This window comes from Flavisolibacter ginsengisoli DSM 18119 (assembly GCF_900129295.1).
Classification (GTDB): domain Bacteria; phylum Bacteroidota; class Bacteroidia; order Chitinophagales; family Chitinophagaceae; genus Flavisolibacter; species Flavisolibacter ginsengisoli.
This window is the reverse complement of the sequence record NZ_FQUU01000015.1, coordinates 17,232-43,744: the sequence shown is the minus strand read 5'-3', so window position 1 is coordinate 43,744 and position 26,513 is coordinate 17,232. Positions and strand designations below refer to the sequence as shown.

19 protein-coding genes are annotated in these 26,513 nt (G+C 41.1%); 15 read left to right on the top strand and 4 right to left on the bottom strand.

Translation table 11 applies throughout. The features are described 5' to 3' along the window. The first annotated feature begins 64 nt into the window (after positions 1–64). The 6 genes from atpA (at position 65) to BUA53_RS15730 (ending at position 6,278) form a co-directional block, all read left to right on the top strand. Complete coding sequence (atpA, locus tag BUA53_RS15755; protein WP_072836360.1) at positions 65–1,642, top strand: F0F1 ATP synthase subunit alpha; 1,578 nt, start codon at positions 65–67, stop codon at positions 1,640–1,642. Between the two features lie 148 nt (positions 1,643–1,790). After that, positions 1,791–4,040, top strand: coding sequence for a TonB-dependent receptor (locus tag BUA53_RS15750; RefSeq protein ID WP_072836359.1), 2,250 nt, complete (start codon positions 1,791–1,793; stop codon positions 4,038–4,040). Positions 4,041–4,096: 56 nt separating this feature from the next. After that, a complete protein-coding gene (locus BUA53_RS15745) occupies positions 4,097–4,753 on the top strand; it encodes a tetratricopeptide repeat protein (RefSeq protein WP_072836358.1) in 657 nt (218 codons plus the stop codon). A gap of 43 nt (positions 4,754–4,796) precedes the next feature. Continuing rightward, entirely contained in the window at positions 4,797–5,372 is a 576-nt protein-coding gene (locus tag BUA53_RS15740; protein WP_072836357.1) for a hypothetical protein, read from the top strand. A gap of 5 nt (positions 5,373–5,377) precedes the next feature. After that, positions 5,378–6,001, top strand: a complete 624-nt coding sequence (locus BUA53_RS15735) for a hypothetical protein (RefSeq protein ID WP_072836356.1) — start codon at positions 5,378–5,380, stop codon at positions 5,999–6,001. Continuing rightward, positions 5,994–6,278 (top strand): winged helix-turn-helix domain-containing protein, encoded by a 285-nt coding sequence (locus BUA53_RS15730; protein ID WP_072836355.1) that lies wholly within the window; start codon positions 5,994–5,996, stop codon positions 6,276–6,278. Before BUA53_RS15735 ends, BUA53_RS15730 begins: the two co-directional genes overlap by 8 nt. A gap of 56 nt (positions 6,279–6,334) precedes the next feature. Here the strand turns inward: BUA53_RS15730 and BUA53_RS15725 are convergent, their stop codons facing one another. The 3 genes from BUA53_RS15725 to pdxA form a co-directional block, all read right to left on the bottom strand. After that, on the bottom strand, positions 6,335–7,984 hold the full coding sequence (locus tag BUA53_RS15725) for a T9SS type A sorting domain-containing protein (protein WP_175546094.1): 1,650 nt from the start codon (positions 7,982–7,984) through the stop codon (positions 6,335–6,337). 127 nt (positions 7,985–8,111) lie between these two features. Further along, positions 8,112–9,209 carry a T9SS type A sorting domain-containing protein gene (locus tag BUA53_RS15720; protein WP_072836353.1) on the bottom strand — a complete coding sequence of 366 codons (1,098 nt, stop codon included), beginning with the start codon at positions 9,207–9,209 and terminating at the stop codon, positions 8,112–8,114. Positions 9,210–9,719: 510 nt separating this feature from the next. Continuing rightward, a complete protein-coding gene (gene pdxA / locus BUA53_RS15715; protein ID WP_072836352.1) occupies positions 9,720–10,808 on the bottom strand; it encodes a 4-hydroxythreonine-4-phosphate dehydrogenase PdxA in 1,089 nt (362 codons plus the stop codon). A gap of 179 nt (positions 10,809–10,987) precedes the next feature. Between pdxA and BUA53_RS21690 the strand changes: the two genes are divergently transcribed. Continuing rightward, positions 10,988–11,116, top strand: coding sequence for a hypothetical protein (locus tag BUA53_RS21690; RefSeq protein WP_262494410.1), 129 nt, complete (start codon positions 10,988–10,990; stop codon positions 11,114–11,116). Between the two features lie 364 nt (positions 11,117–11,480). Next, positions 11,481–12,083, top strand: a complete 603-nt coding sequence (locus tag BUA53_RS15710) for a hypothetical protein (RefSeq protein WP_072836351.1) — start codon at positions 11,481–11,483, stop codon at positions 12,081–12,083. A gap of 631 nt (positions 12,084–12,714) precedes the next feature. Here the strand turns inward: BUA53_RS15710 and BUA53_RS15705 are convergent. Continuing rightward, positions 12,715–16,635 carry a T9SS type A sorting domain-containing protein gene (locus tag BUA53_RS15705; RefSeq protein WP_084080165.1) on the bottom strand — a complete coding sequence of 1,307 codons (3,921 nt, stop codon included), beginning with the start codon at positions 16,633–16,635 and terminating at the stop codon, positions 12,715–12,717. 232 nt (positions 16,636–16,867) lie between these two features. Between BUA53_RS15705 and BUA53_RS15695 the strand changes: the two genes are divergently transcribed. From BUA53_RS15695 to BUA53_RS15665, 7 genes are all read left to right on the top strand, one after another. Next, positions 16,868–21,166: a PQQ-dependent sugar dehydrogenase gene (locus BUA53_RS15695; RefSeq protein WP_072836348.1), complete on the top strand. Its 4,299-nt coding sequence runs from the start codon at positions 16,868–16,870 to the stop codon at positions 21,164–21,166. Positions 21,167–21,231: 65 nt separating this feature from the next. Beyond that, positions 21,232–21,984 carry a 16S rRNA (adenine(1518)-N(6)/adenine(1519)-N(6))-dimethyltransferase RsmA gene (gene rsmA / locus BUA53_RS15690; RefSeq protein ID WP_072836347.1) on the top strand — a complete coding sequence of 251 codons (753 nt, stop codon included), beginning with the start codon at positions 21,232–21,234 and terminating at the stop codon, positions 21,982–21,984. Beyond that, a complete protein-coding gene (locus BUA53_RS15685; protein WP_072836346.1) occupies positions 21,984–22,925 on the top strand; it encodes an NAD(P)-dependent oxidoreductase in 942 nt (313 codons plus the stop codon). The genes rsmA and BUA53_RS15685 overlap by 1 nt, the downstream gene beginning before the upstream one ends. 124 nt (positions 22,926–23,049) lie before the next feature. Continuing rightward, the gene (locus BUA53_RS15680) at positions 23,050–23,442 is read left to right on the top strand and encodes a hypothetical protein (protein WP_072836345.1); all 393 of its coding nucleotides are present in this window, start codon (positions 23,050–23,052) and stop codon (positions 23,440–23,442) included. A 53-nt stretch (positions 23,443–23,495) separates the two neighbouring features. After that, on the top strand, positions 23,496–25,454 hold the full coding sequence (locus BUA53_RS15675; RefSeq protein WP_072836344.1) for a T9SS type A sorting domain-containing protein: 1,959 nt from the start codon (positions 23,496–23,498) through the stop codon (positions 25,452–25,454). 112 nt (positions 25,455–25,566) lie between these two features. After that, the gene (greA, locus tag BUA53_RS15670; protein ID WP_072836343.1) at positions 25,567–26,040 is read left to right on the top strand and encodes a transcription elongation factor GreA; all 474 of its coding nucleotides are present in this window, start codon (positions 25,567–25,569) and stop codon (positions 26,038–26,040) included. A gap of 76 nt (positions 26,041–26,116) precedes the next feature. Continuing rightward, complete coding sequence (locus BUA53_RS15665) at positions 26,117–26,509, top strand: HIT family protein (RefSeq protein WP_072836342.1); 393 nt, start codon at positions 26,117–26,119, stop codon at positions 26,507–26,509. The last annotated feature ends 4 nt before the right edge of the window (positions 26,510–26,513 follow it).

Genomic DNA, 26,513 nt, shown 5'->3' with positions numbered 1-26,513 from the left:
GACCTCTATGGGTCAGTGAGCTATAAAAACATAAGAAACTTAAAGAAAAATTTAAACTGATAATATGCCAGAAATAAAACCAGATGAAATAAGTGCCATATTACGCCAGCAGCTAAGCGGCTTCACAGCCGGAGCTAACCTGGAGGAAGTAGGCACCGTATTACAGATCGGAGATGGTATTGCCCGTGTTTATGGTTTAGGTAATGTTCGCGCAGGTGAACTGGTGAAATTTGAGAACGGAGTTGAAGGAATTGCTCTGAACCTTGAAGAAGATAATGTGGGTGTGGTATTGATGGGTGACACAGGTTCACTGAATGAAGGATCCCAGGTAAAACGTACTGGCCAGATCGCCTCTATTAAAGTAGGTGAAGGTATGGCAGGACGTGTAGTGAACACGCTTGGAGAACCTATAGATGGTAAGGGTCCTATTGAAGGCCAGCGTTATGAAATGCCACTGGAGCGTAAAGCACCTGGAGTTATTTATCGCGAACCAGTAAAAGAACCACTTCAGACAGGAATCAAAGCTATTGACGCTATGATCCCGATTGGCCGTGGTCAGCGTGAGTTGGTTATTGGTGATCGTCAAACTGGTAAAACAGCCATTTGTATCGATACTATCATCAACCAGAAAGAGTTTTTTGATGCAGGGCAACCTGTTTATTGTATATATGTAGCCATTGGGCAAAAAGCATCAACTATTGCAGGTGTGATGAAGACTTTGCAGGACGCTGGTGCCATGGCTTATACAACAATCGTAGCGGCTTCCGCTTCTGATCCGGCTCCTTTACAGTTCTATGCTCCTTTTGCTGGTGCAGCTATTGGTGAATTCTTCCGTGATACCGGTCGCCCGGCATTGATCATTTATGATGATCTGTCTAAGCAGGCCGTAGCTTACCGCGAAGTATCTCTTTTATTACGTCGTCCTCCAGGCCGTGAAGCTTATCCTGGAGATGTATTCTATTTGCATAGCCGTTTGCTGGAAAGAGCTGCCAAGATCATCGCGAATGATTCAGTAGCAAGACAAATGAATGATCTTCCTGAGTCAATCCGTCCATTGGTGAAAGGTGGTGGATCTCTTACAGCCTTACCAATTATTGAAACACAGGCAGGTGACGTATCAGCATATATCCCAACCAATGTGATCTCCATTACTGATGGCCAGATATTCCTGGAGTCCAACCTATTCAACGCAGGTATACGCCCGGCGATCAACGTAGGTATCTCGGTTAGCCGTGTGGGTGGTAACGCTCAGACCAAATCAATGAAGAAAGTAGCTGGTACCTTAAAGCTTGACCAGGCTTTATACCGTGAAATGGAAGCTTTCTCTAAGTTTGGTGGTGACCTTGATGCTGCTACTAAGGTGGTATTGGACAAAGGTGCCCGTAACGTGGAGATCCTGAAGCAACCCCAATACTCTCCAATGCCAGTTGAAAAACAGGTAGCCATTATCTACCTGGGTACACAAGGATTGTTGCGTAATGTGGCAGTAAGGAAAGTTACCGAGTTCCAGGACCATTTTTTAATGGAAATGGAAAACAAGCTTCCTGAAGTATTGGCAGCATTTAAGAAAGGAACTTTACCCGAAGATGGAGTTCAAAAAATGGTAGAGTTAGCTAATGGACTGATTCCTCAATACAAATAAGTATTTCATTATCAATATAAAAGCGGCTTTTAAGCCGCTTTTTTTATGCCTGTACCTAATGAGGATGGAATTATTTTAGGCGTGAACCCTTGGAAATAATTTGGTTTATATTATAAACTACTTTACGTTTGTAGTGTAATCGACTATTATGAGAAAGTTCTTAGCCTTAGGTATTTTACTTGTCACAATAAATACCCTTACTGCGCAAACCCTTTTAAAGGGAACCGTAAAAGATATTAAAGATCATCCCTTACCGGGAGCTACTATAGCCATAAAGGACAGCTATGATGGAGGCACTTCGGATTCTGCCGGTAATTTTTCATTTAAAACGTATGAGAAAGGTGAACAAACACTGGTGGTTACAGCCATTGGTTATAAAGGCTGGGAGCAAAAGATAGCTGTCAAAGATTCCACCCTGGGGTTCTCTATTAACCTGAAAGAAGAGATCAATGAAATGAAAGCAGTAGTGATAACCGCGGGTTCATTTGAGGCAAGTGATAAGAAAAGGACTACAGTATTGAATTCAATTGATATTGTGACTACGGCAAGCGCCAATGCGGATATTACAGGAGCCATTAAAACCTTACCTGGTGCACAACAGGTAGGCGAAAGCGAAGGCCTTTTTGTAAGAGGGGGAACCGCTTCTGAAACCAAAACCTATATAGATGGCACCCTGGTCAACAATTTCTTTTATACCAGTGTACCTAATATTGCCCAGAGAGGGCGCTTCTCACCGTTCATTTTCAAAGGCACTGTATTTAGCGCAGGTGGGTATTCTGCATTATACGGCCAGGCACTTTCTTCAGCATTAATACTTGAGTCTATTGATCTGCCGGAAAGGAGCAGCGCTAACATAAGCATTTCCCCAATTGGTGGTGCTGTAGGTATTCAAAAGCTGGCTAAAGATAAAAGGTCCTCCTGGGGTGTTAATTATGGGTACACGAATATTGTATTAGCCTACAAGGTTTTAAATCCAAGAGTGGACTATTATCATATGCCGGAATTTCACACAGGTGATGCTAATTTCCGTATCAAAACTTCAACCACAGGTATTTTGAAATACTATGGTTATTTCAGTCAGAACCAATTAGCAGTCAGAAATCCTAGCCTGGATACACTGGGATACAAAGATGCCTTCCGGTTAAAGAACTTTAATATGTATCACAACCTGGCCTGGAGGGAAAATATTGGATCCTATTGGAAGTTTAACGGGGGTGTATCTTTTACCAACAACAAGGACAACATAAATGGAAGCACACAGGATTCAAAAAATTCACAAGTCATATTAGAAGGTCTGGAATACAAGAACTTTCATTTGGATGCATATGGAAATTATTTTAATGCCAAGGCCGTTTTTGAAAGAAGACTCAGAGGTCTGAGTGCTGTTAGATTCGGATCTGAATATAATTATAGCAATGACAAGGCTGACTATACTTTGTATAACGGGAATAAATACCCGAATAATATAAAAGAAAACCTGGTAGCTGGTTTTGCTGAAGCAGATATATACCTTACCAATGACCTGGCTGCAAAATTGGGTAGTCGGCTCGAGCATTCTTCACTGTTGAATAAATACAATCTTGCTCCCCGCGCTTCACTGGCATATAAAGTGGGAAAAGAAGCTCAGGCATCTCTTGCCTATGGTATATTTTACCAAAACCCGGAAAGAAAATACCTGCCTTCCACCAATGACCTTACCTTCTCAAAGGCCACACACTATATAGCGCAATATCAAAAAGTTTCAACTCTTACTACATTCAGGGTAGAAGCGTTTTATAAGAAATACAATGACCTTATCAAAACATCAGTAACCAATAACCAGGAAACAGCCTCCTCCAACCAGGGCTATGGTTATGCCAAAGGGCTGGAGTTTTTCTGGCGTGATAAAAAGACTGTAAAGAACTTCGATTACTGGATATCCTATTCCTTCCTTGATACCAAAAGGGATTTCTTAAACTTCCCTGGAGAAATGGAACCCAACTTTGCTGCAAAGCATACTGCTAACCTGGTGTTGAAAAAGTTTATTAGTGGCCTGCGCACCCAGTTCAATGCCAATTACCAATATGCCTCAGGCAGGCCTTATTACAATATACGCTACAACAATTCAAATGATAAGTACAGTATCTATGACAAGGGCAGGACAAAAGATTTTAACAGTGTAAGCCTGAGTGTGAATTACCTGCCTAATATATTTAAGAAAGGTGCCAACCAGTTTACAGTATTTGTATTTTCTATTACAAATGTGCTGGGTAGCAACCAGGTATATGGATACAATTATTCCTACAATGGCCTACGCAAGCAAGCTATCATTCCGCCTACAAAAACATTTGTTTACTTAGGAGTGTTCTTAAGCTTTGGCGTGGATAGAACCCAGGAAGTGATCAACAGTAATCTATAAATATTTCATTCCGGCAATTTATTAAAACGATAACCAATAACTTTAAAACAATCAATATGAAAAAAGTCTTCTTCACTTTCTTAGCTTCTTTATTACTATTATCCAGCTTTGCTCAATCAGATAAGTACCACAATGCGATGCTGCCAAAAGTTGCAGCCATGGATACTACTCATAACATAGACATGATCAAAGATCTGGCAGGTGCATTTGAACGTATTGGAGATGCTGAGAAAACACAATGGCTGCCTTATTATTATTCAGCTCTTGCAAATGTCAGTACTGGCTATATGTTATCAATGGGAAAGATGGGCGGCCTGGCAGACCAGCTAGACCCCATTGCCGACAAGGCAGATGCGATGATTTCAAAAGCAGAGGCATTGAGCAAGGACAATTCTGAAATATATATAATTAAGAAAATGATCGCTACGCTGCGTATGATGGGAGATCCTATGAATCGCTATATGACTTACGGGCCACAGGCACAGCAAGCTTTGGAAACAGCCAAAAAATTAAACCCGGAAAATCCAAGGGTATATTTGCTCGAAGGAGAGGATAAATTTTATACACCCGAACAATATGGCGGAAGTAAAGAGGAAGCCAGGAAGTTGTTGGAACTGGCTACTGCTAAATATGATGCTTTCAAGCCTGCTTCTGATATTGATCCTAACTGGGGTAGGGCAATGATACAATATCTAATGAGCCAGATGAAGTAACCATTCCCCAGGAGCCTTTTTTAAGTAGCATTAAATTATTCAAATGGAAAATAATTTTTCTCCCCAGCAAAGCCTGGACCTGATACAGGAGATGATCAGTAAAACGAAGGCAAACCTAGGTGAGAACAGTATTTACTTTTTGCTTTGGGGATGGGTCACCTTCCTTGCCATTATTGGACAATTCTTTTTAAAAGTGGTGCTCGGGAATGAGCACCACTATCTTGTTTGGTTATTGACCATTCCAACAGCCATAATAACAATCATTTACTCTGCCCGCAGGCACAATAAGCATAAGGTGAAAACCTATATAGGCGAAAGCATGAGTTATCTATGGACGGGAATAGGCATCAGTTTTTTTATTCTCAGCATGATCATTTCCAATTCCAGTGGAGGATGGGCAAATGCATGGCCATTCTTTATTTTGATGTATGGACTGGGAACATTTGTATCAGGAATGATCCTGAAGTTCAGGCCACTGGTGATCGGTGGTGTCATTAGCTGGGTGTTAAGCCTGGTAAGTGTATTTGTAGCTTTTGATTACCAGCTATTACTGGCTGCAGCAGCAATATTATCAAGTTATATTATTCCCGGTCATCTATTACGCTCTAATAACAAGTAAATTCTATGGAAGAGAAGCAAATATCAGAACATGAAGGCTTGTTGCTTATTCAGCAAATGATTCAAACCGCAAAGAAGGAACAAAAAGATGACGGTAAAGGCTGGATCATTTGGGGATGGATGTTATTCCTGGCATCGATTCTCACTGTAATGAACATCAACTTTAAATGGTTCCAGACCTTTTTCTTCTGGAATTTTTTTGGGGTGATAACCCTGGTAGCATTGGCTTATCAAACGGTAAGCTATTTATTTATCAGGAAAACTGAAAAGGTACGTACCTATACAAAAGATCTTTTTCAAAGATTGAATACCGGCTTTTTTATCAGCCTGATGTTTATTATTGTAGCCATCAATGTCAATATTTCTCCCACTATAGGGTTTTCATTATTAATAAGCCTGTATGCATTCTGGATACTGATTTACGGAAGTGCTCTTAATTTTCGTCCCTCCATCATTGCTGCTTACTTAACCTGGGGCATTGGTTTTGTTTCTTTATTTATGAAGGGATTCGAGCAAGTGATGTTATTGCATGCTGCAGCTGTACTTGTTGGTTATATCATTCCCGGGCATATTGCCAACAATGAATTCAGGAAACTTCACCAGCGGAATAAAGTAGTAGAAAGTGTTTAAAGACCTGGATCCCATATTACATTCTCAACTACGGCTTGCTGTTATGTCTTTACTTATTGGCGTGAAGGAAGCTGAGTTCACTTATATAAAAGAGAAAACTGGCGCTACGGCAGGCAACCTGAGTGTTCAGGTGCAAAAGCTAAAAGATGTCGGGTACATAGATGTAACCAAGCAATTCAAGGACAATTACCCCCAAACTTTATGCAGGGTTACATCTGCCGGCATTAAGGCATTTGAAGTATACGTACAGGCACTCCAGGAGTACATCAAAAAATAAGGAAGGCTCCTGGAAAGGAGCCCTCGAATCTATAATCCGTACCGAAAAAAGATAAACTATCGCTTTATGAATTTTAAACGGTTGTTGTTCATTTGGTTAGATAGTTCAAGTATATAAGCCCCGGTGTACAATTTACCGTCAAGGGCAAGTGTAATTGTATTATTTCCTTTAGACAGGTTTGTTTTTTGACTCATCACTCTTGACCCAGCCACATTGTATATGTTTACGGTTGTCATACCGCTGATATCTGAATTGTAATGAAAACTGACATAAGCGTCTACTGGGTTTTGTGACAATTGTATGGTTCCTTTTTCTGATCTATTGTTTTCAATAAATACCACATTTGAATAAAAGGATTTGCCGGAACGGTCCACCAGTTTCAGCCTGTAGTAGTAATTTGATATGGCAGCATCATCAGAAAATATATAGCTTTCAGCACCTTTTTTATCCGATACCTTTACTACGCTGATAGCTGCAAAATTGTTGGCATCCATGCTTCTTTCCACCTGGAACTGCTGACCCGATTCATTTTCTTCCACAGTCCATCTCAATTTATTTTTATCCTGTTCTTTAGTTCCTGAAAAAGAGATAAGCTTTACAGGAAGTACATTCACGTTTGGTATAAAGCGATAATTATCTATGCAACCTGCACTTGTTATGGTTTGTATAATAATATTGGCAGTATAGGGAAAGAATACCGCCGAAAAGGGCCCATCTGTTACCGCGTTTTCTGTTTTACTTACCAGGTAAGTGTCAGAAGCATCCAGTTCTCCGGGCACAGAGCCATTGTCAACAAACACGTTCATCGTTACCGGGAAATCTGTCACAGGGCCAGCCACTGCATCAAAGTTCAAGGTAGATCCTCCCAGCGCTGTTCCTCTTACAACGGCTGCGGCAACGCTGATATCTGGTACAATGACTTTAGCATCTCCACCATTGGTTACTCCTGGTGAATGATTGACCTGTGCACTTGACTTGGTCCAGGTCCTGCAGTAACCATCTTTCAACCGTATATATCCATTATCAGATCCTACATCCTGGGTAACATATTCAGGATGTGTATTAGCATAACTTGAAAAGTTAATGGTGAAATCAGGTGCTGTGCTGCTCATGTCTACATAAAGGCTTGGTAATCCAACAATGTAGGAAGGAAGAAATGTAGCTCCCCCTGTTCCACCCAGGAAAACATTTTGCAGTATTCCGTTCTTAAATACGAATACATTATACGTGGCTCCGCTTCCGCCTATTTTATTAAAGAAGTCGTTGAAATTGGCAGGTACCGGCGCCAGGTCATAATTGGCATTACCATCAATTGCTGCACTCACATTGTTGCTTATGATCCATTTCTTCAGGTAAGCATTATTGTTAGCCATAAAGGTCAGGTCATTCCAGCTATACTGGGAATTATTGCTGTTGGACACTCCCTGGTAATTAAAAGGTACACTCGAGGATCCTACAAAGAAACCCAAAGGAGCAAGCGTTAATGCAGGCAGGTCAAGCACATAAAATCCTTTGTTACCCCCAGCTTCAAAATAGGTAACTATGGTATAGTTATCCATTGAAACCGGTGTTGTACCGCTGTTATAAAATTCAAAGAACTCCTGCCTGGCACTACCGGGTATAGCATATACCTCGTTAAGGATGGCCTGTGCCTGCATATGCAAACTGGCAGAGACAGTGATCAAAAGGGTAAAGATTCGTTTCATTTCTTCTGTTTTTGAATTGAATAATCTCAAATTCATATCATCAGAAATATTGGATGGTGGGTGGCCGGTCAAAGGATCCGGATGGTGGTAAAAACAGCCCTTTGCCAGGGCTGTTTGACTGCTGTGCTTATTGATTGCTGTACATGACTTTTTGTGAAAGTCTTGTTGTTTTGGTTGCCAGTTCAACGATATACATCCCGTTGGTATAATTTCCGTTCAATGCTACTGTAGTGGTATTTACACCTGCAGCAACATTCATTGTTTGCTTTTGAATTGTGCGGCCAGTGTGATCATATATCGTTACCTGGGCTGCTTCGTTCACATCATTGTTAAAGCTGATGATCAGTTTCTCTTTTATGGGATTAGTGATAACCTGCAGGCTTTTTTGAGTTGATAAGGAGCTGTTGAATACTAATATCTTAGAATATTCTGCTTTGTAATTATTATCATACATCTTCAAACGATACATAACTCTTTCTGCAGAAATATTTTCTGAAAATGAGTATTGGGCGTCGCCTGTTTTCGTGCTGGCTGTAATATTACCTGCAGTTGCGAAGTCAATACCATTGGTACTTCTTTGAATTTCAAAGTTTCTCGCAGTCTCATTCTCAGCTACCATCCACTGTAATTGTGTCCTGTTCTTGTTTACGGAACCACTGAAGTTTACCAGTTTTACAGGTAAGGGAAGAGGAGCATTACTGGCAGCCAACCTTGCATTGGTAGTCAGTGTTAAGGCCGTGATTGTTTTATCATTTCCTACACTAAGAGATAACCTTATTTTGAAATTAGTATTTGCAGGAAAGGCAGAGGCAGGTACAAAAGTAAAATAGTAATTTCCTCCTCCACTGTTGAATGTAAAAGGTGATACTGCATAGGAAAGTATTTGTTGCGGCGAACCGTATACAATGCTAATGATTGGTGTAGCTGTTGTAGGTTGACTCGCAGCATTTGAGAAAAGATATTGAAAGTAAATGGCTGTTTGAGAACCATTATAATAATATTCAGGCGAAGTTAATTCAGTGGTCTTGTTTTTTGGAAATGCATTTAGTGTTGTGGAGTTTGTACTAGAAAAGCCATTGGGGATATCGTTAACGGTTAACGGTGCGCCCCATCCGGGTGTTGGATTTGGGTCAACAGTACTAATTGTTCCTGTAGGGCCAGTTTGGGCAGAAAGGTTAGTAAGAATTAGGCATAGTGATGCAAATAGAGTAGAGATCCTTCTCATGACGGTACGTTTTAAGTTTGATTATAGATTTTGAATTCTCTAAGGAAATTGGGAAGGTTGTTCTCAGGAGATTTGGCTTAGTCAGGGTAATTACAGAGGATCGGATAGAGGCTTCAAAAAGATAGGTGGACTTAAAAGCGGATTTCGAAGGATAAATTTTTGGTCTTGGGCTTTTGTCAATAATTGTACGTGGGGGAAATAATACTTACAGGTGTGTAGTATTAAAGTGAAAGGACCAGGTACAGATTATTGTTGTTGTTCTTTTCAAAGGATTGGTATTACAAACATAATAGGTGTATTTCATTAATGCAAGTGTTTCTACTAAAAAAAACCTGGGTATTACCGTATTTCCCGCAATAATATTACCCTTATCCATTGAAAACTAATGGTTTTTACTAGGAATGAACTAGGTAAAAAAATTTTAAAAATAGGTGTCATTTTCATTGCATTTAATAAAAAAGCCTTCTCCGCGGAAGGCTTGTTTCTATAGTAAATATTTAAGTTAGTTGGTCATCGCTTATCAATTGTATCATCAATGCGCTCATCTTCCACATTCTTTAATACTTCGGCAGTAATTTTTCGCAGCGGGTTGCGATTGCGCTCTTCATATTCATTACGGCGGTTAATAATATCCAGGCATTCAAAAACAGCGGTTGTGAAAGATCCTGCATCTGCCAAATTCTTTCCTGCAATATCAAAAGCTGTCCCATGATCAGGTGAGGTGCGCACAAATGGCAGGCCGGCGGTGTAATTCACACCTTCTCCTACTGCAATGGTCTTAAAAGGTATCAGCCCCTGGTCGTGGTACATGGCCAGCACCGCATCAAATTGCAAATAGCTTCTCCGGGCGAAGAACGCATCAGCACTATAAGGTCCAAAAACCAGTTTGTCCTGCTTTGCTTCCTTGATGGCCGGTTTGATGATCTGTTCTTCCTCGTTACCAATCAATCCCTCATCTCCCGCATGTGGGTTCAGGCCAAGCACCGCTATTTTGGGCTTGTCAATGCCAAAATCCTTTCGCAGGCTGGCATGCAACAGGTTTATTTTAGATAAAATCGCTGGTTTAGTAATTTGATTGGCAATTTCTTTCACAGGAATATGTTCTGTTACCAAGGCTACCCTTATGTCTGTAGCATATAACAGCATCAATACATCTTTAGCCCCTGCCACTGCCTGAAGAAAAGGGGTATGCCCGGTAAACCTGAATTCTTCTGATTGTACATTCTTTTTATGAATAGGAGCAGTTACCAGGCCCTGGATATGTCCCTGGTGCAGTGCATCGGCAGCTGCCAGCAAAGACTTGACAGCATACTTGCCGCCCATATCAGATAACTGGCCGGGCGTGATAGCCAGTTCTTCCTCCCAGCAGTTATAGACATTGATCTGTTTTGGATTCACCTTGCTGAAGTCCTTGATGCTCTGGTAGTTGAAATGAGCATCAGGTACTGATTTCTTATAAAAGTTGATCAGTTTATTCGATCCAAATATCACAGGTGTACAATGCTCTAATATCCGGTGATCGGAAAATGTCTTTATGATCAGCTCTGTACCAATGCCATTTAAATCACCGCAGGAAATGCCAATTACCGGTTTATTCATATCCAAATTTCAGCAAATAAATGAAAATAGTAAGAAACTTAACTGGAAGAACGGTAAAGTGAAACTTAAAAGTAAATAACTAAAATGGCAGAGATTGAGAAAAGGACCCATTAACAAGTTGAAAGCATAGCAACCCAATTGCTCATTTTGATGTTGTAAAGGAATACACTTCTTTAATAATGCAGCCAGTATTTAAGTCTTCCATAGTAGATACTTGGTTTTACCTGGACCCTGCTGTTGGCCTGGCTAATATCAACTCCCGGCCTACTCCCAATCAACTATATAGCTACGGTATAGATACTGCGTGATCATCATGCAGTATCTATACTGTTAGTAGGGCTTTCCCATGCCTTAGGTAGGAAGAAGAAGGGGAATATCGAACAGATGAACAAGGAATATCGAATGATGAAGGAAAGAACTATGATTAGCAGGATTTAAAGGATTATTGAGGAGTTGAAGTTAGGACTATTCCTTATCAACTTTTCAACCTGTTAACCTGTCAACTCCCACTCAACTTTCTAACCTGTTAACCTTTCAACTTTTCAACTCTCTTTTCCAGCGGCCAAAAGCGGTCATTTCCGGCCATATCGGCCAAAAGCGGCCAAAACGGACATGGTGGTTTTGAACTGACATGGATTTTCAAAATCTTGCAGTTATAAAATCTAATATAATATGGCTAAGCAAACAGGATACATTAAGGCTACAGGTACAGTGGATGGTGACACCAACTTTTATTATGATCAGTTGTGGGGCTACCTGGTAAGAATGCTTCCGGGAGTGGACTCCAGGCGCTTCTGGAAGGACCCTGCGTTTGAAGGAAGCAGGAGAAGCGCTCAGAGGTTTGGAACAGGCAATATTATGTCTTCCATCATCTACCGCTTTGTTCCCACCAAAAGAAGATACAGGCATTTGTTTAAACAGGTAAGGACCATAGCTATTGTTGGTTTAAAGCAGGGAATGGAAAAAGGGGGTGTATTTACTGCTCTATACAATTTCCTTTCAGAGCAAAAGCGTATCTCTTTAACCCAGGAGCAGTTTACCCTACTTCTTTCTTCCTTTGAACAGGAACTGGAGGCAAGGCTGCAAGAGCCAAAGAAAGAAAAGGTAAAGAAGATGAAGAATAAACTCCTGGTCAAAGTAACTGCACCACTTACTGCTGAAGACACAGAGTACTTTCAACTATATATGGAGGATTATGAATGGAAGATAAAGTTCGAAGGAAACTTTCCAGCGGATTACCAAATTCCAATATTTCTCCTTAAACATGCTGTTTAAGGAAGTTTGTAGTTTGTAGTGTGTAGTTTGTAGTTTCTTAGGACTGAAAGGTACTACTGAGTGCAGACATGTTTTATTGGTATTCATCTTTGCGATCCTTTGCGAACATCTTTGCACTCTTTGCGTTACTGAGTATCGCAAAGTTTGCAAAGAGAGAACCCACGCAAAGAATTCGCAAAGGGCTCCTGGTTAACCACAATAATTCATTTCTTGTTTAAGTTGAAGAGGATTTATTGTTTTGATGGCCGCTTATGCTTTTACCACCAGGTATGGTTGCACAGTATAAACCCTGATGCTCTGTCATCCCGCTGTAGCGGGATCTTTGAACTGCATTAGAAAAGGATATCATACCTGTAAGACTATTGAGCCATCTTAAAATAGGACAGTTTACTCTTTTTTAATTAGGTTGAAGAGGCTTCAATAGTACAATGGTCGCCTATGTGGTTACAACAGATTCTTCGTTCCTCAGAATGATCCCGCCATTCGTCGGGACAGGCAAGTCAGAAGGTGGTCAATTGCAGGCAGTACTATTATTAAAGTTTTATCACTTTTATTTTATACTTCAGGAACTTAATACTCATAAAAAAAGCGGCATCAATTGATACCGCTTTTAAATGTCTGTTTATTTATTTTATTTCTTGATCAATTTTCTTGTGATCGTCTGGTCCTTGTTCTGTACCTGCAGGATGTAGATCCCTTGCGACAAAGATTGAAGATCCTGGAAGGAAAAATAATTGACTCCATTGTAAGCTGTAAGATCTTTTTGTCTTACTGGTGCTCCAGATGCATTCAATAAGAACACCTTGATCCTGGCATCTTCATTTAATGTTACATCAAATTGAAGGTCCTTTTGGAAAGGATTGGTCATGACACCTACTTTGAAATCCTCCTGGGAAGATGTGTTCAACTGAATGATCCTTGAATATTTCATCTTCCCGGCAGGGTTACTCAATACGATCCTGTAATAAGTTTTGCCTGCAAGTATGGAGGAATCTGTAAATGAATAATGGTTATTTTCTGCACTGGTATTGTTACGGCCATTTATTGATCCTATTCTTGTAAAGTTGGTACCGTCAAGACTCTTCTCTACGTGGTAGCGCAGTGGTTCATGTTCACGTGTAGTGGTCCAGAAAAGATTAGAACGGTTATTTGCAAGCTTTCCATTGAAAGATAGCAGGTCTGTATTTAATACCACGCCACAATCCATTACATTCAATGCTATCTGGCTCACTCCATCTGTTACCTGGCAACTTGCATTGGAAAGGTTGCCTGCAGTAGTGGAAACCACCACCCTGTATTTATCACCTGCATTGGAAAGTGTTGTTGCCGATACAGGAACCGTGTAGCTGGTAATATATTCCCATGCAGATCCATTCCATGAAGGAGTGGAAGTACCTGTGGCACCGCTGATATCAGACCAGGAATTACCTGCATCTGTACTTCTTTGCCATTTATAATTCTGGTAGGTATTAAAGTAGGAACGGATAGTATCATTAATAGCAATGGCATTATTCTGGCAGACAGATGGATTCAATGATGGTGAATAGCGCATATTGGGTAGACATGTATTCACAGCAATATCATCCAAAGCCCAGTCATTACCACCACCACCAGGGGCATTGTTTCTTAGTGTTAAAAGGAAAGATGTTTCTGTAGGCCCTGTTAAATACACAAAACCGCGTTTTACCCACTGGTTGGTAGAGTCAGAGCCAGTTGGTGTTACGCCTGAATATCGAATATCACCCGTAGTATAATAATCACTACCGTTAACGTCAAAGGCAATGTTAGGCCTTACGCCTGATGAATCGCCAGGGGCAGTAGGAATATAGAGCGCTGTTGTTGAAGATCGGCCAAGTGAGTCTGCACCACATTTGTAACAAATATTCTTGAACCAGGCAGATAATTCGTAGTAGGTATTAGGACATAGGTTGTTTACGGTATAAGTAAACGCGGTATCCGCTCTGTAAGCCGAGTTAATTATCAGCATGTAGCCGCAAGGATTGGTGGGGCTAACAGGTTTTGTAGTGTCGCACGCAGGGTTACCTCTTGTTGGATTGCTGGCACCTGTATGGTCACCTGTAATATCCCACAAATTAAAGACCCTATACGTGGCATCTGGCTTACCCCAAGTATTAATTGTTGTAAATGCAGAACTTGTATTATTGGCTATACCATAGAAGTAGTCATTTGGTCCACCGGTGGTAGTAAATGGTTTATAGGTATAACCTGTACCAATATATGGAGTTGTTCCCCTGTTCCTGGCTAAAGGTGTTCCACCACTGGGGATTCCAAAGGTACCATTCGATTCGGCACCAAGGGCATTAGTTGCGGATACTGCATTGGGACAAAGACCAGGGCTATTGTAAACTATTAAGTTATTTACAGGGAACCTGGCATTGGTTAGTATGCCTGTTGCCTGGTCTTTATAGGTTAAGGCACCTGTTTTAAAGTTGATCTTTGTATTGTAACCGGCATATACCACAACCCTGTAGGTAGCCATGATTAGGCATGGGCTTCCAAATACACGGGGATAGGAAGTGCTCGTCAATTGCCCCCTGGTGGTGCCATTTGATCCAGCGCCAATATTGATCCTGATGATGGTATCCAGTCCGTTGGTGTAAACAGTTCCCTGGTCAGCATCCAGCGCATCCGTAAAGGCAGATGCCCCATTTCCGTAGATCTTACCTTCATTGGTACGCCAGGCAAGGCTGCCCGGAACAAGTCGTAAGCCTTTAGTGTTATATAAGGTATCAATAAAAGATAAACTGTCTAAAGTTTTAGAACTTATAGAAAGGATGGCCCGCATTTCCAGCGTATCACCGGGGTTTACAGTTCCTCCTGTAGCACCCTTTGTTACATTAATATAAGTCCGGCTGATGTCATAGGTGGCTTGAACAGGAGCTGTAACGCAAATGGAAAAGTTGCCTCCGCTAGATGGACTACTGCCAATATTGGAAACACGAACATAATAGGTAGCACCTATAATGATATTTGGAACGGCAAGACTTGTAGTGCCACAGGCAAGAGAGGTTAAAGAGCCACATGTTCCACTAAAGATTTGTAATTCTGGGTTTGTGATACCCGCTCCCAAACCAGTTACTGAAACATTTTGAACAGTTCCGGTTGCCACAAATTTGTACCATACATCATAAAGGCTTCCTGCAGATGCACAACCAATTGGAATACCGGAACTTGCTGTAGCACTAATCAAAGTGCCTGAAGTGTTTGAACAGGTTGTATTAGAATTTAATGTTATTGCGCCGCTACAATCATCATTGCCGGGAGGAGGAACTGGATTAGTTACGCAAATACTGAATCCAGTAGTTGCAGCCAGCGAGCCAACGCTGGATACCCTTACATAATATGTATTACCAGATGTTAATGAATTATTGGTTATGGAGGTAGTCCCACATTGAAGTGATGTTAATGCTCCGCAGGTGCCACTATACAATTGAATTTCGGGGGTTGCAATGTTTGATAAACCAGATAAGCTGATGGTATGAGAATTATTATTAGCTACAAAACTATACCAGACATCATAATGTGTGCCTGCTGATTCGCAGCCAACAGGTAAGCCAGATGAAGCAGTTGCCCGGTCCAGGTTTGTAACAGTATTGGAACATGTAGTATTTGATATCAGTGATACTGCACCCGTGCAATTATCATTGGAAGGCGGAGGGAGCGGGTGTGTTACGCAAATATTGAAAGTAGCAGTAGCAGAAGGTGCTGAGGCGCCAACATTAGAAACTCTTATGTAATAGGATGTCCCTATGGTTAATGAAGATGAAGTTAGCGTTGTTGTGCCACATTGCAAAGAAGTTAAAGACCCTGGGCTCCCACTGAAAAGTTGAATTTCAGGAGAAGTGAAATTTGTCCCTTGACTACTAATGGTAACTGTACTTGTTGTATTAGCAGCAGTAAATTTGTACCATACATCCCAGTGATTGCCTGCTGACTGGCACCCTGCTGGCAATGAAGTGCTCATAGTAGAAAGTAATAGTGACCCCCCTGTGTTTGTACAAGAAATATTTGGTGTTAAACTTATGGCTGAAATAGATTCATCGTTAGGAGAACTTTGTAAACATATGTTGAATCCTCTTTTATTAGCGGGAGTACCTGATGTAGATCCGGTAACATAAAGACGGACATAATAAATGGAACCTGGAGAAAGTGTTGTCCTTATTAAGGGGCTTGTAATATCCTGACAAATTATTGATGTTAAGCTGGTGCATGTCCCACTGAATAATTCAATAAATGTAGTATTATTTTTAAGGTTACTTCCTATACCGCTTACTGTTATAGTTGCATTTGATGAAGTAGCAGTGAAAACATACCATACGTCGTTTGTGGGACTTGAAGCAGCACAGGCCCCATTGGGTGATCCCGTGCTTGTTGCATCCTGTAAATCTCCGGTAATAGTAGAGCAAGTAACAGATGAGTATAGCGGAGTTGCATTATCGCATAAATCATTTGTCGGCTGTGAAAAAACTAGTTTAGGCAAAGAAAACAGGAAACAAATTACAAGGGTTCGTAGTGTCGGGTTCGTTCTCATTTAGCAGGATTTAGGCATTCAAAGGATTTGGCTAAATTACAGCAGCCTTGATTTAAAACAAGGCGGCAAGTAAAGCAGCGAAGTTATTAAGTATAAACATTTATAGCAATAGGAAAACTACCATAAGTGATTATACGTAATTCTATCATTAAATAAAGCAATATTGCTATTTGAATGAGCAGTAAGAGCTCCTAATTTTACCGCTTTAAATCCAACCAAATCCTTAAAGACCATGTTCTGTCTAACTGCTGTCCGACAAATCTCCCTGATCTTATTACTATGTACATTTTCAACCTACTTACATGCGGCTCCAGGAAATGATGATTGTAGTGCAACATCACCTGCTTTAATATCAAATGGGGCTTGTAATACTACTAGTACCTTATACCAGGCAACTAATAGTGGTGTTGCCAGTGCCAATGGCACTGCTTATGATGTTTGGTTCCAATTTATCCCTGCCTCCACGGTCCAAACTATTGCCGTTTCTTACTCGAATCCCACGAACCTTTCAACCTCCAACTCTTATATTGAAGTATTTGATGGTTCATGTAATGGTACGTCGTTGGGTTATGCAAATACAGGAACCGATCTTACCTTATATGGTTTAAATACCACTAAGACTTATTATATCAGGGTTTATACAACTACTAATCCTTCAACAGGCAATACAAGCAAGTGGTCATTTTCCATTTGCCTGACACATAATACATCTGTTTTATCCAATGATGATTGCAGCGGGGCTACTACCCTAAGCTCAAATACTTCCTGCACTGTAACTTCTACTACGTTAGCAGGTGCAACACCGAGTAGCAGTGTTCCGGCAGGATGCACAGCAAATACGCATTATGATGTTTGGTACAAGTTTGTAGCTGCCGCAACTACAGAAACAGTAACTATAAGTAACCTGGGTACGGCAATCACAACTTCCGAAGTACAATTATTTAGTGGGGTATGTGGCTCACTAAATTCCCTGCAATGTGGAAGCTCTGCGATCACTGCTTCTGGTTTAACAGTTGGCGCCAACTATTATATTAGAGTGTCGAGTGTATTGGCAACTCCCTATGGCTATGCATCCGGTACAGGTACTTTTGATATATGTGTAACACATATACCCCCGCCTGCCAATGATGATTGTTCCGGTGCTGTATCATTGACCTCAAATATAACTTGTACTACAACTACTAGTACGCTAGACCGTGCAACTGCAACGAGTGGTTTGCCAGCAGGTTGTGAATCAGCGGGAACACATTATGACGTATGGTATAAATTTATTGCCCAGAACACTACTGAAACGGTGTCGTTAAGTGCTTTGGGATCTACCATTACCAATCCTGAGGTTCAAATATATAATGGAACTTGTGGAAGCCTGGTATCGATTGCTTGCGGATCTACAACTGCCATTGCAACGGGATTAACTATAAATAATACATATTATGTTAGGGTTTCCAATGTAAGTACCGATCCATCAGGATCCGGAACGGCGAATTTTAATATTTGCCTAACTCACACTACACCACCTCCCGCAAATGATAATTGCAACCTGGCTACTGCTCTTTCAATAGGTACAGCAACTCCATCTTCGGTATGGGGTGCTACAGACAGTGGTGTACCAACTGTTTGCTCAGGTACTCCGGATGATGATGTATGGTTTACATTCACACCAACAGCTACCAGTGCTACTGTCACCTTAAGTGCAGTAGGTTCCAATCTTACTACTTCAGGTGCCATGATACAGGTTTTCTCTGGTAGCTGTGGATCTTTAACGTCAATAGCATGTGGAAGTTCCGGCATGACAGCATTGGGATTAACACCGGGAAGCACCTATTATATAAGAGTATATTCATCAGCTGCCGGATCAATTGGCGGTACTTCAACAGGTTCAGCATTCACTATCACTGTTACCGGCCCGGCTGCTGTTAGTGCAAGTACTGTTGGTTCTGGACGCATGAATGAAGTCTTTAAACAAAATATTCTGTCGGGGAGTGGTGTGCTTAGTTATCCCTGGGAAATTACTTATGGACAGGATGATAAATTATGGATAACAGAATCACGTGGATACAAAGTATACCGGATGGATCCAAATACTGGTGCTAAATCTACAGTACTTGACCTGTCCACAGGAAGCACTTTTCTGCCTTCCCCTGCAGATAGCCTGAATGCAGTAAACATGTCAAGCTGGAATAGTATCAAATGGCCACAGGGTGGACTGGCAGGTCTTGCCCTTCATCCTAAATTCATGGATGGAACGGGATTGAATGACTACGTATATGTTTCTTATGTACATAGATATCTTAGTGGTTCTACAGCCGTAAAGACTGGCATATTTTTCAGAAATAAACTGGTGCGGTTTACCTATAACAGTGCCACTAATAAATTAGAATCACCGGTGGTATTGTGTGATACGCTTCCTGGAAGCAGTGACCATAATTCACAAAGGATCATCATTGCGCCGGTTACCAAAGGTGGCACCTATTATTTATTCTATGCCCAGGGAGATATGGGTGCGGGCCAGTTTGAAAACAGGGACCGCCCTGAGAATGCGCAAAAAATTAATTCTTACGAAGGAAAAATTTTAAGGTTCAACCTGGTTTCGGATGGTGAAGCAGGCGCCAATGGATGGATTCCTAATGATAATCCCTATAATACATTATTGGGGGTCCAAAGTGCTGTATATAGTACTGGTATCCGCAATAACCAGGGGTTTGCTTATGATTCTTCGCTCAATATTCTATATGGCGCTTCCCATGGTCCATATAGTGATGATGAAATAAATGTCATCCAGGGCTTTAAAAACTATGGACATCCATTGATACAGGGTTTCGTGGATGGAAACTATAATGGAACGACAACAGCAAGTACCAATACCAGTTTATCTGCTGGTGCACCTTTTACAGATAATTCCGGAAATTCAGCCTGTCCTCCAATTGGTGATGAAGCTGCGAATAAGGCTGCTATTGATGCCAGTGGAAATGGACTTTACAAGGATCCTATTTTCTCCGCTTATGCAGCACCTAAGGCTACCGTATTAAACATTTGGCAAACTAATTCAGGAAATGCCAACTGGCCTACAGAAGCCTGGTCGGGGTTAGATCTATATACTAATACAGTGATTCCGGGATGGAAGAAGTCATTGATCGCAGCCTCATTAAAATGGGGAAGACTTATAAGGCTTAAAATGGATGGCACAGGAAATGGTACTTTACCTACCAATTCTGCCAGTGATACCATTAGTTATTTTGGAAGTCAGAACCGGTTCAGGGATCTTGCATTTGCACCTAATGGAAAGGATATCTATGTGATCATGGACAATAATTCCACCACTTCAGGCCCCGGAGCTGCGAATCCGGTTGTCCCTACTTGTGCTGGTTGTGTTCAGAAATACACCTTCCTTGGTTACAATCCTGATGCAACAGGGAGAAGTTTGTTGCCTACATCAGTTGATGTAACAACCGGTACAGACAATGCCTGTGTTTCAGGAACAACCATAACAATTGATAATTTCAATAACAATCTGTGGGTGCCAATTACAGGACCTGACGGGAATATCCTGGCCGAGATCAAGGCCAATGGTAATAACCTGGGTACAGTGACTTCTTCTTTTTATACCAATAGTGGCCCTGTTAGGGAAAATGCAAAGAAGCGTCTTTACCTGGATCGTAATATGACTATTACACCACAGGTGCAGCCTAACCCTGCCACTCCGGTTAGCATTCGTTTATATATTAAAACCAGCGAATTGAATGCCATTAAGGCTGCATCTAATTCGCAGGGAGCGTCAAGCCTTGTGAATTCAATCTCTAACCTGAGTATCTTCAAGAACAGTGATGCATGCGGACCAACATGGGTGAATGTAACTTCGCCAACCGTCATTACACCACAGTATGCTGAGGCTTTTGGTGGTGGATATGTGTTGCAGGCAGATATCAGTTCTTTTTCATCCTTCTATTTTGCAAATACCAATGCTATTACACTTCCATTAAACCTTTTAACGTTCAAAGGGCAATGGCAGGACAACAATACATTGTTGCAGTGGGAGACGTCTAACGAGGTCAATACTTCTCATTTCGTTATTGAAAGAAGTACGGATGCAAGGAATTTCACAGCAATTGGAAAAACAGAAGCTGCAGGAAATACCAACGGGCAGAAATACAGCTATACTGATAAGGATGCAGGTATGCTCAATGCAGCAATCTTGTACTACCGCTTAAAAATGTATGACCTGAATGGTACATTTAGCTACAGCAATATTGTAACGATTAATGTAGATCCAGCGGCATTGGTAGTTAACATCTATCCAAACCCTGTACATTCCGTGATCATGGCTAAGGTATCCCTGAAAAAAGCTGACAACCTGAATATCCAGGTAACAGATATGAAAGGCCAGGCAGTTTATATGGCTACAAAATACCTGGGTGCCGGAGTTTCGGAATTGCAAATAGATACAAGGAAATGGACCTCGCAGGTTTATTCTATCAAGATCACAGACAGTAACAATAAAGTATTGGTTACAAAAAATATCGTCAAATTATAAGGGTTCACCCGTTCATTTTACAACTACAACCCCCTCTTTCATGGAGGGGGTTTATTTTTGCAGGGATGTACACATTGAAGAAATCACTGGGGCAGCACTTTTTGAAAGATGAGGACATATGCAGGAAGATCGTGGCCGAACTGCAGCAATGTGCTTTTTCACGGCTCCTGGAGGTAGGTCCCGGTGGCGGTGCATTGACCAAATACCTGGTTCAGATACCCGGTATTGATTTTAAAGCTGTGGAAGTGGATGATGAAAAAGTGGTTTACCTGGAGAAGACCTATCCGGCATTAAAGGGCAAGATCATTCATCAAAGCTTTTTGGATATTGATAAACCTTTCGAAGAGTCCTTTTCGATAGTTGGCAACTTCCCTTATAATATTTCCACTGAGATACTATTTAAAGTGCTGGATTGGATCGGATCGGTGGATTGTGTGGTTGGAATGTTTCAAAAAGAAGTGGCGCTCAGGATAGCTGCCAAAGAAGGCAGTAAGGTGTATGGGGTAACCAGTGTATTGATACAGGCATATTTTGATGTGAGCTATTTATTTGATGTGGACGAGCATAGTTTTACTCCACCTCCAAAGGTAAAAAGTGGTGTTATAAGGTTGACTCCGGTAAAGCAGCCTTTGCATATGAAAAGCAGGGAGGCATTTACCAAATTGGTCAAGACAGCCTTTGGACAGAGAAGGAAGACGCTAAGAAATGCGTGTAAATCATTATTTACACCGGAAGTATTACAAGATGATATTTTTAATAAACGTGCAGAACAACTGAGTGTACAGGACTTTGCACAATTAAGTTTTTTGATGCAATAATGGAAAGCAAGCAAGTTATTATTACCGCACCTGTTCACCCATGTTTGATTGATGAATTAAGATCCGCTGGTTATGCTGTTACATATGAACCTGCTATCAGCTATGAGCAATTAAAAGAATTGATAAGTAATGCAACAGGCCTTGTAGTTACTACAAGGATAAGGATCGACAAATCTATTTTAGATATGGCTGCTGGTCTTAAATGGATTGGCAGGCTTGGTAGTGGTATGGAGTTGATAGATGAAGCCTATGCCAATAAAAAGGGCATTACCTGTATCAGTACGCCTGAAGGCAACCGCAATGCAGTGGCAGAACACGCCCTGGGCATGCTGTTGAACCTGATGAATAACATAAGCAGGTCATTTGAAGAAGTTAAGCAAGGGAAGTGGCTTAGAAATGAGAATCGTGGCATTGAGCTTTCCGGGAAGACTATAGGCATTATTGGGTATGGAAATACAGGACAGGCATTTACCCGCCTGTTGCAACCATTTGGGGTGCATGTGCTGGCCTGTGATAAATACAAACAGGGATTTGCTTCTGGTTATGTGAAAGAGTCTTCGATTGAGGAGATCAGTGCAAAGGCAGATGTGATCAGCCTGCACTTACCTCTTACTGAAGAAACCCGCCATTTGGCTGATGATGAATTCTTTGACCAATTGGAGAGAAAACCATTTTTTATGACCACCTGCAGGGGAGGGGTTACCAAAACTAGTTCATTAATAAATGCATTGCGGGCCAATAAAATAGCAGGAGCAGCGTTAGATGTGCTGGAAAATGAGAAGCTTTCTACGCTGACAACAGAACAAAAGGAGGAGTTGCGGTTTTTATGCGATCAACCCAATGTGCTTGTTACACCTCACATTGCAGGCTACAGCAATGAAGCCTACAGGAAAATGTCCGATGTTTTGATAGAAAAACTACGTATGCAACACTTACTGTAATAGGTAAATACCTATACACTTACAGGTAGTTTCCATCAATTATTGTACTGACAGAAATCAGGCTATTTTACTCTTTTATTTCTTCAAAGAGTAGTCTACTTTTAGGGTATTAAATCAAACCCTTATGAAAACGCTAATCTCCTATGTAGCAGTTGCCATCTTTGTTATTGCATCTTCGTTTACGATAGATGTTCAACAAAACCTTAATCACCAATCTACTTACAATTGCTTTAATTATCTCCGTGGCCACCGCCAGGGCAAATCAGGTGTAAGTTTGACATGGTCTGTTAATGATCCCACTATTGATCATTTTCAAATTGAAGTATTGTATGAAGGTATGGAAGACACTCCTGTTGAGGTAGGTGAGCCTGTAAAGTTCAATGGAACTGCTCCCTATAAAGTACTTCTTACTGATGTTTTTCCAGGTAACATGACCTATCGAGTTACAGCTGTAAGAGCTGATGGAACCTTTGAATGTTCGCCGCTTGAACAGGTGAAGATTATGCAACGTAAATAAAAAGGTGCGGAATTTATTTCCGCCCCTTTTTTCGTTCAATTAAATCTGGTTCTATGAAAACACTTTTACCCTTTTTCCTTCTTCTAACCTTAACTGCTTCTTCCCAGATCACTACCCCGATTATAAAAGCAGGTTTTGGTGTTGATGGTGAATTAAGAGCTAACTTTTATAATGGTGCACTTCAAAATGGTAATGATGACTGGTTTTTAAATAATACCGGAATAGGCAGGAATGTCATCGACACTACAGGTGCTGCTGCTATTGTTGCTGGTTATTTATCCGATGTTTCTCCCTATAAAAAAAGAATGAGCAGCTTTTATCGCCCGATGAGCGTACCACAATTTTCTATTGTCAACAACAAACTCTGGCTGGATGCTTTGTTTGTAAGAGATTATCACGGCACGGATACAACTGTTTTTGTAAGTGGTTCTAACAAAAATGGTGATTCACCTGCCAGTTGGATGGGTGGTATCCAGGGGATTCCTGATAAGAATGATATTCTCGACATGTTCATGCATGTGAGAAGAGCAGGCCCTAACCGTACTGACTCACTCTGGATGTTTGGAGGTTTGTCACTTGACAATACTACAGGTCAACGTTATTTCGACTTTGAGATGTACCAGACTGATATTTACTATGACCGTCCTACAGGTAAATGGTTTGGTTATGGACCAGATGCAGGCCATACAAGCTGGCAATTTGATGCTGCAGGTAATGTGACCAGGCCAGGCGATATTATTTTCTCTGCTGAATACCAGAGTTCTACCTTAACAAAGATCGAAGCCAGGATATGGATAGACAGGGCACTACTATCAATAACGCCAGCAGGATTTAGTTGGTCAGGGCAATTTGATGGTGCCAGTTCAGGAGCTCAGTATGGATATGCGAGCATATTGCCTAAAACTGCCGGGGCATTTTATACTGGGTTGGGAAGTGGTAACAATACATGGGCAGGCCCTTTTCAACTGGTTTTGGTTGATAACAGCCTTGCAACAAATTATACCCGTGACCAGTTCATGGAGTTTTCAGTGAATTTAACCAAACTGGGTCTTGACCCTGTGACCACATTTGGTTCCGATATATGTGGAACACCTTTTAACCGTATTGTAGTTAAGACGAGGTCATCTGCTTCATTTACCGCAGAATTAAAAGATTTTGTGGCTCCTACAGATCTTTTCCTGGCTCCAAGAGCCCAGGCCATTGCTGACGTTCCGTTTTACTGCGGTGCAGTAGGCGTTAGTAATCTTTCGGTAATCAATCCATCAGCAAGTTCTGTGTACACATGGTCAACCACAGACGGGCATTTTTATAATACTACTACCGGCCCTAATGTTACTGTGGATTCACCTGGTACCTATATTGTTAAGCAGCAACTGGCAGCAGGTTGTAACCCCTATGCATACGACACACTAACCATTTTGTATGACGCAAGCTGTATTCCTATGGCCAACAGGATCACTGGCCTGCGTGGTACTATAAAATATAATACTGCACACCTCAATTGGACTACTAAAGCCAATAAGGAAACTATATACTTTGAAGTAGAGCGAAGCATAAATGGCCGGGACTTTGAAAAGGTAGGCCGTGTTATGGCAGACTCACCCAACGGAGACGCGGATTATAGTTTTGATGATAATTTGGCAACGATCGGATCAGCTTCAGTGTATTACAGGTTAAGAGCAGTGATGCATGTGGGCCAGGCCAATTATTCCGGCATCATTATGCTGGGCATGAGGCACGATCAAAAAGATATCAATCTATTCCCTAATCCCGTAAATGATGTGCTACAACTTTCTGTTCCTTCCTCTATAAGACAGGAGGCTAAAGTATCCGTTTTCGATATTTCAGGTTCTTTATTGAAAACTGAGCATTTTACACTGAATAATGGTGTCAACATCCTGCAAATGGATGCGGCATCCTGGAAAGCAGGTACTTATATGGTAAACATTAAAATGGGTGATGCTATCGTATGGAAAAAATTTGTTGTGAATAGTACCCTGTTCAATAAATAAAGACTGTCGTTTTTATAGTTATTTATTTCTATTTATCTTTACATTATGTATGCAACGCTTCGGTAAAACGAGGCGTTGCTATTTTTTTCATTTTGATGTAAACCTAATTACCATGAGCGGAATTCAATACGTGACAAAAGAGACCCTTGAACAGATGAAAGCTGAGCTTCAGCATATGAAGGGAGTGGAGCGCCCCGCAGCTTCCCGTGCCATTGCCGAGGCAAGAGAAAAAGGTGACCTTAAAGAAAATGCTGAATATGATGCAGCCAAAGAGGCCCAGGGTATGCTGGAGGCTAAAATTGCTGCCCTTGAAGGCCAGGTAGCTACTGCCAGGATAGTTGATGAATCTTCTATTGATACAAGTAAAGTATCTGTATTGACTAAGGTTAAAGTAACTAATCTCAATACAAAAAAGCAGGTAACCTACCAGATTGTTAGTGAGAAAGAGGCAGATCTTAAAGCCGGGAAAATCTCCTATACCTCCCCGATTGGTAAAGGATTGTTGGGAAAGCAAATTGGTGATGTGGCTGAAGTGACGGCTCCTGCAGGGGTGATAAAGTTTAAAGTAGAAGATATCAGTATCTGATAAAGCAAATTTTGTGGACCAGGGAATGTGAAGGAGCAATTGCTTTTTACATTCCCTGTTTTAATTTACACTCGTTATGACAGTTTTTTCCAAGATCATTGCCGGAGAGATCCCATCTTATAAAATAGCAGAGAACGATCGCTTTTATGCTTTCCTGGATGTGTTTCCCCTAAGGGAAGGACATACTCTTGTAATTCCAAAAACGGAAGTAGATAACCTGTTTGATCTTCCTTCAGCATACCTGGCAGAAATGTTGGTATTTGCTCAACCAATTGCAAAAGCTATTGAGCAGTCATTTAAATGCAACCGCTGTGGTATTAGTGTAATAGGCCTGGAAATACCACATGCCCATATGCATTTGATCCCCATTAATTCTTCCAATGATCTCAACTTTACCCAGCATAAGGGCAGAGCATCAGATGCAGATCTGCAAAAAGTACAAAATAAGATACTGCAGGTATTGAAGTAGTAAA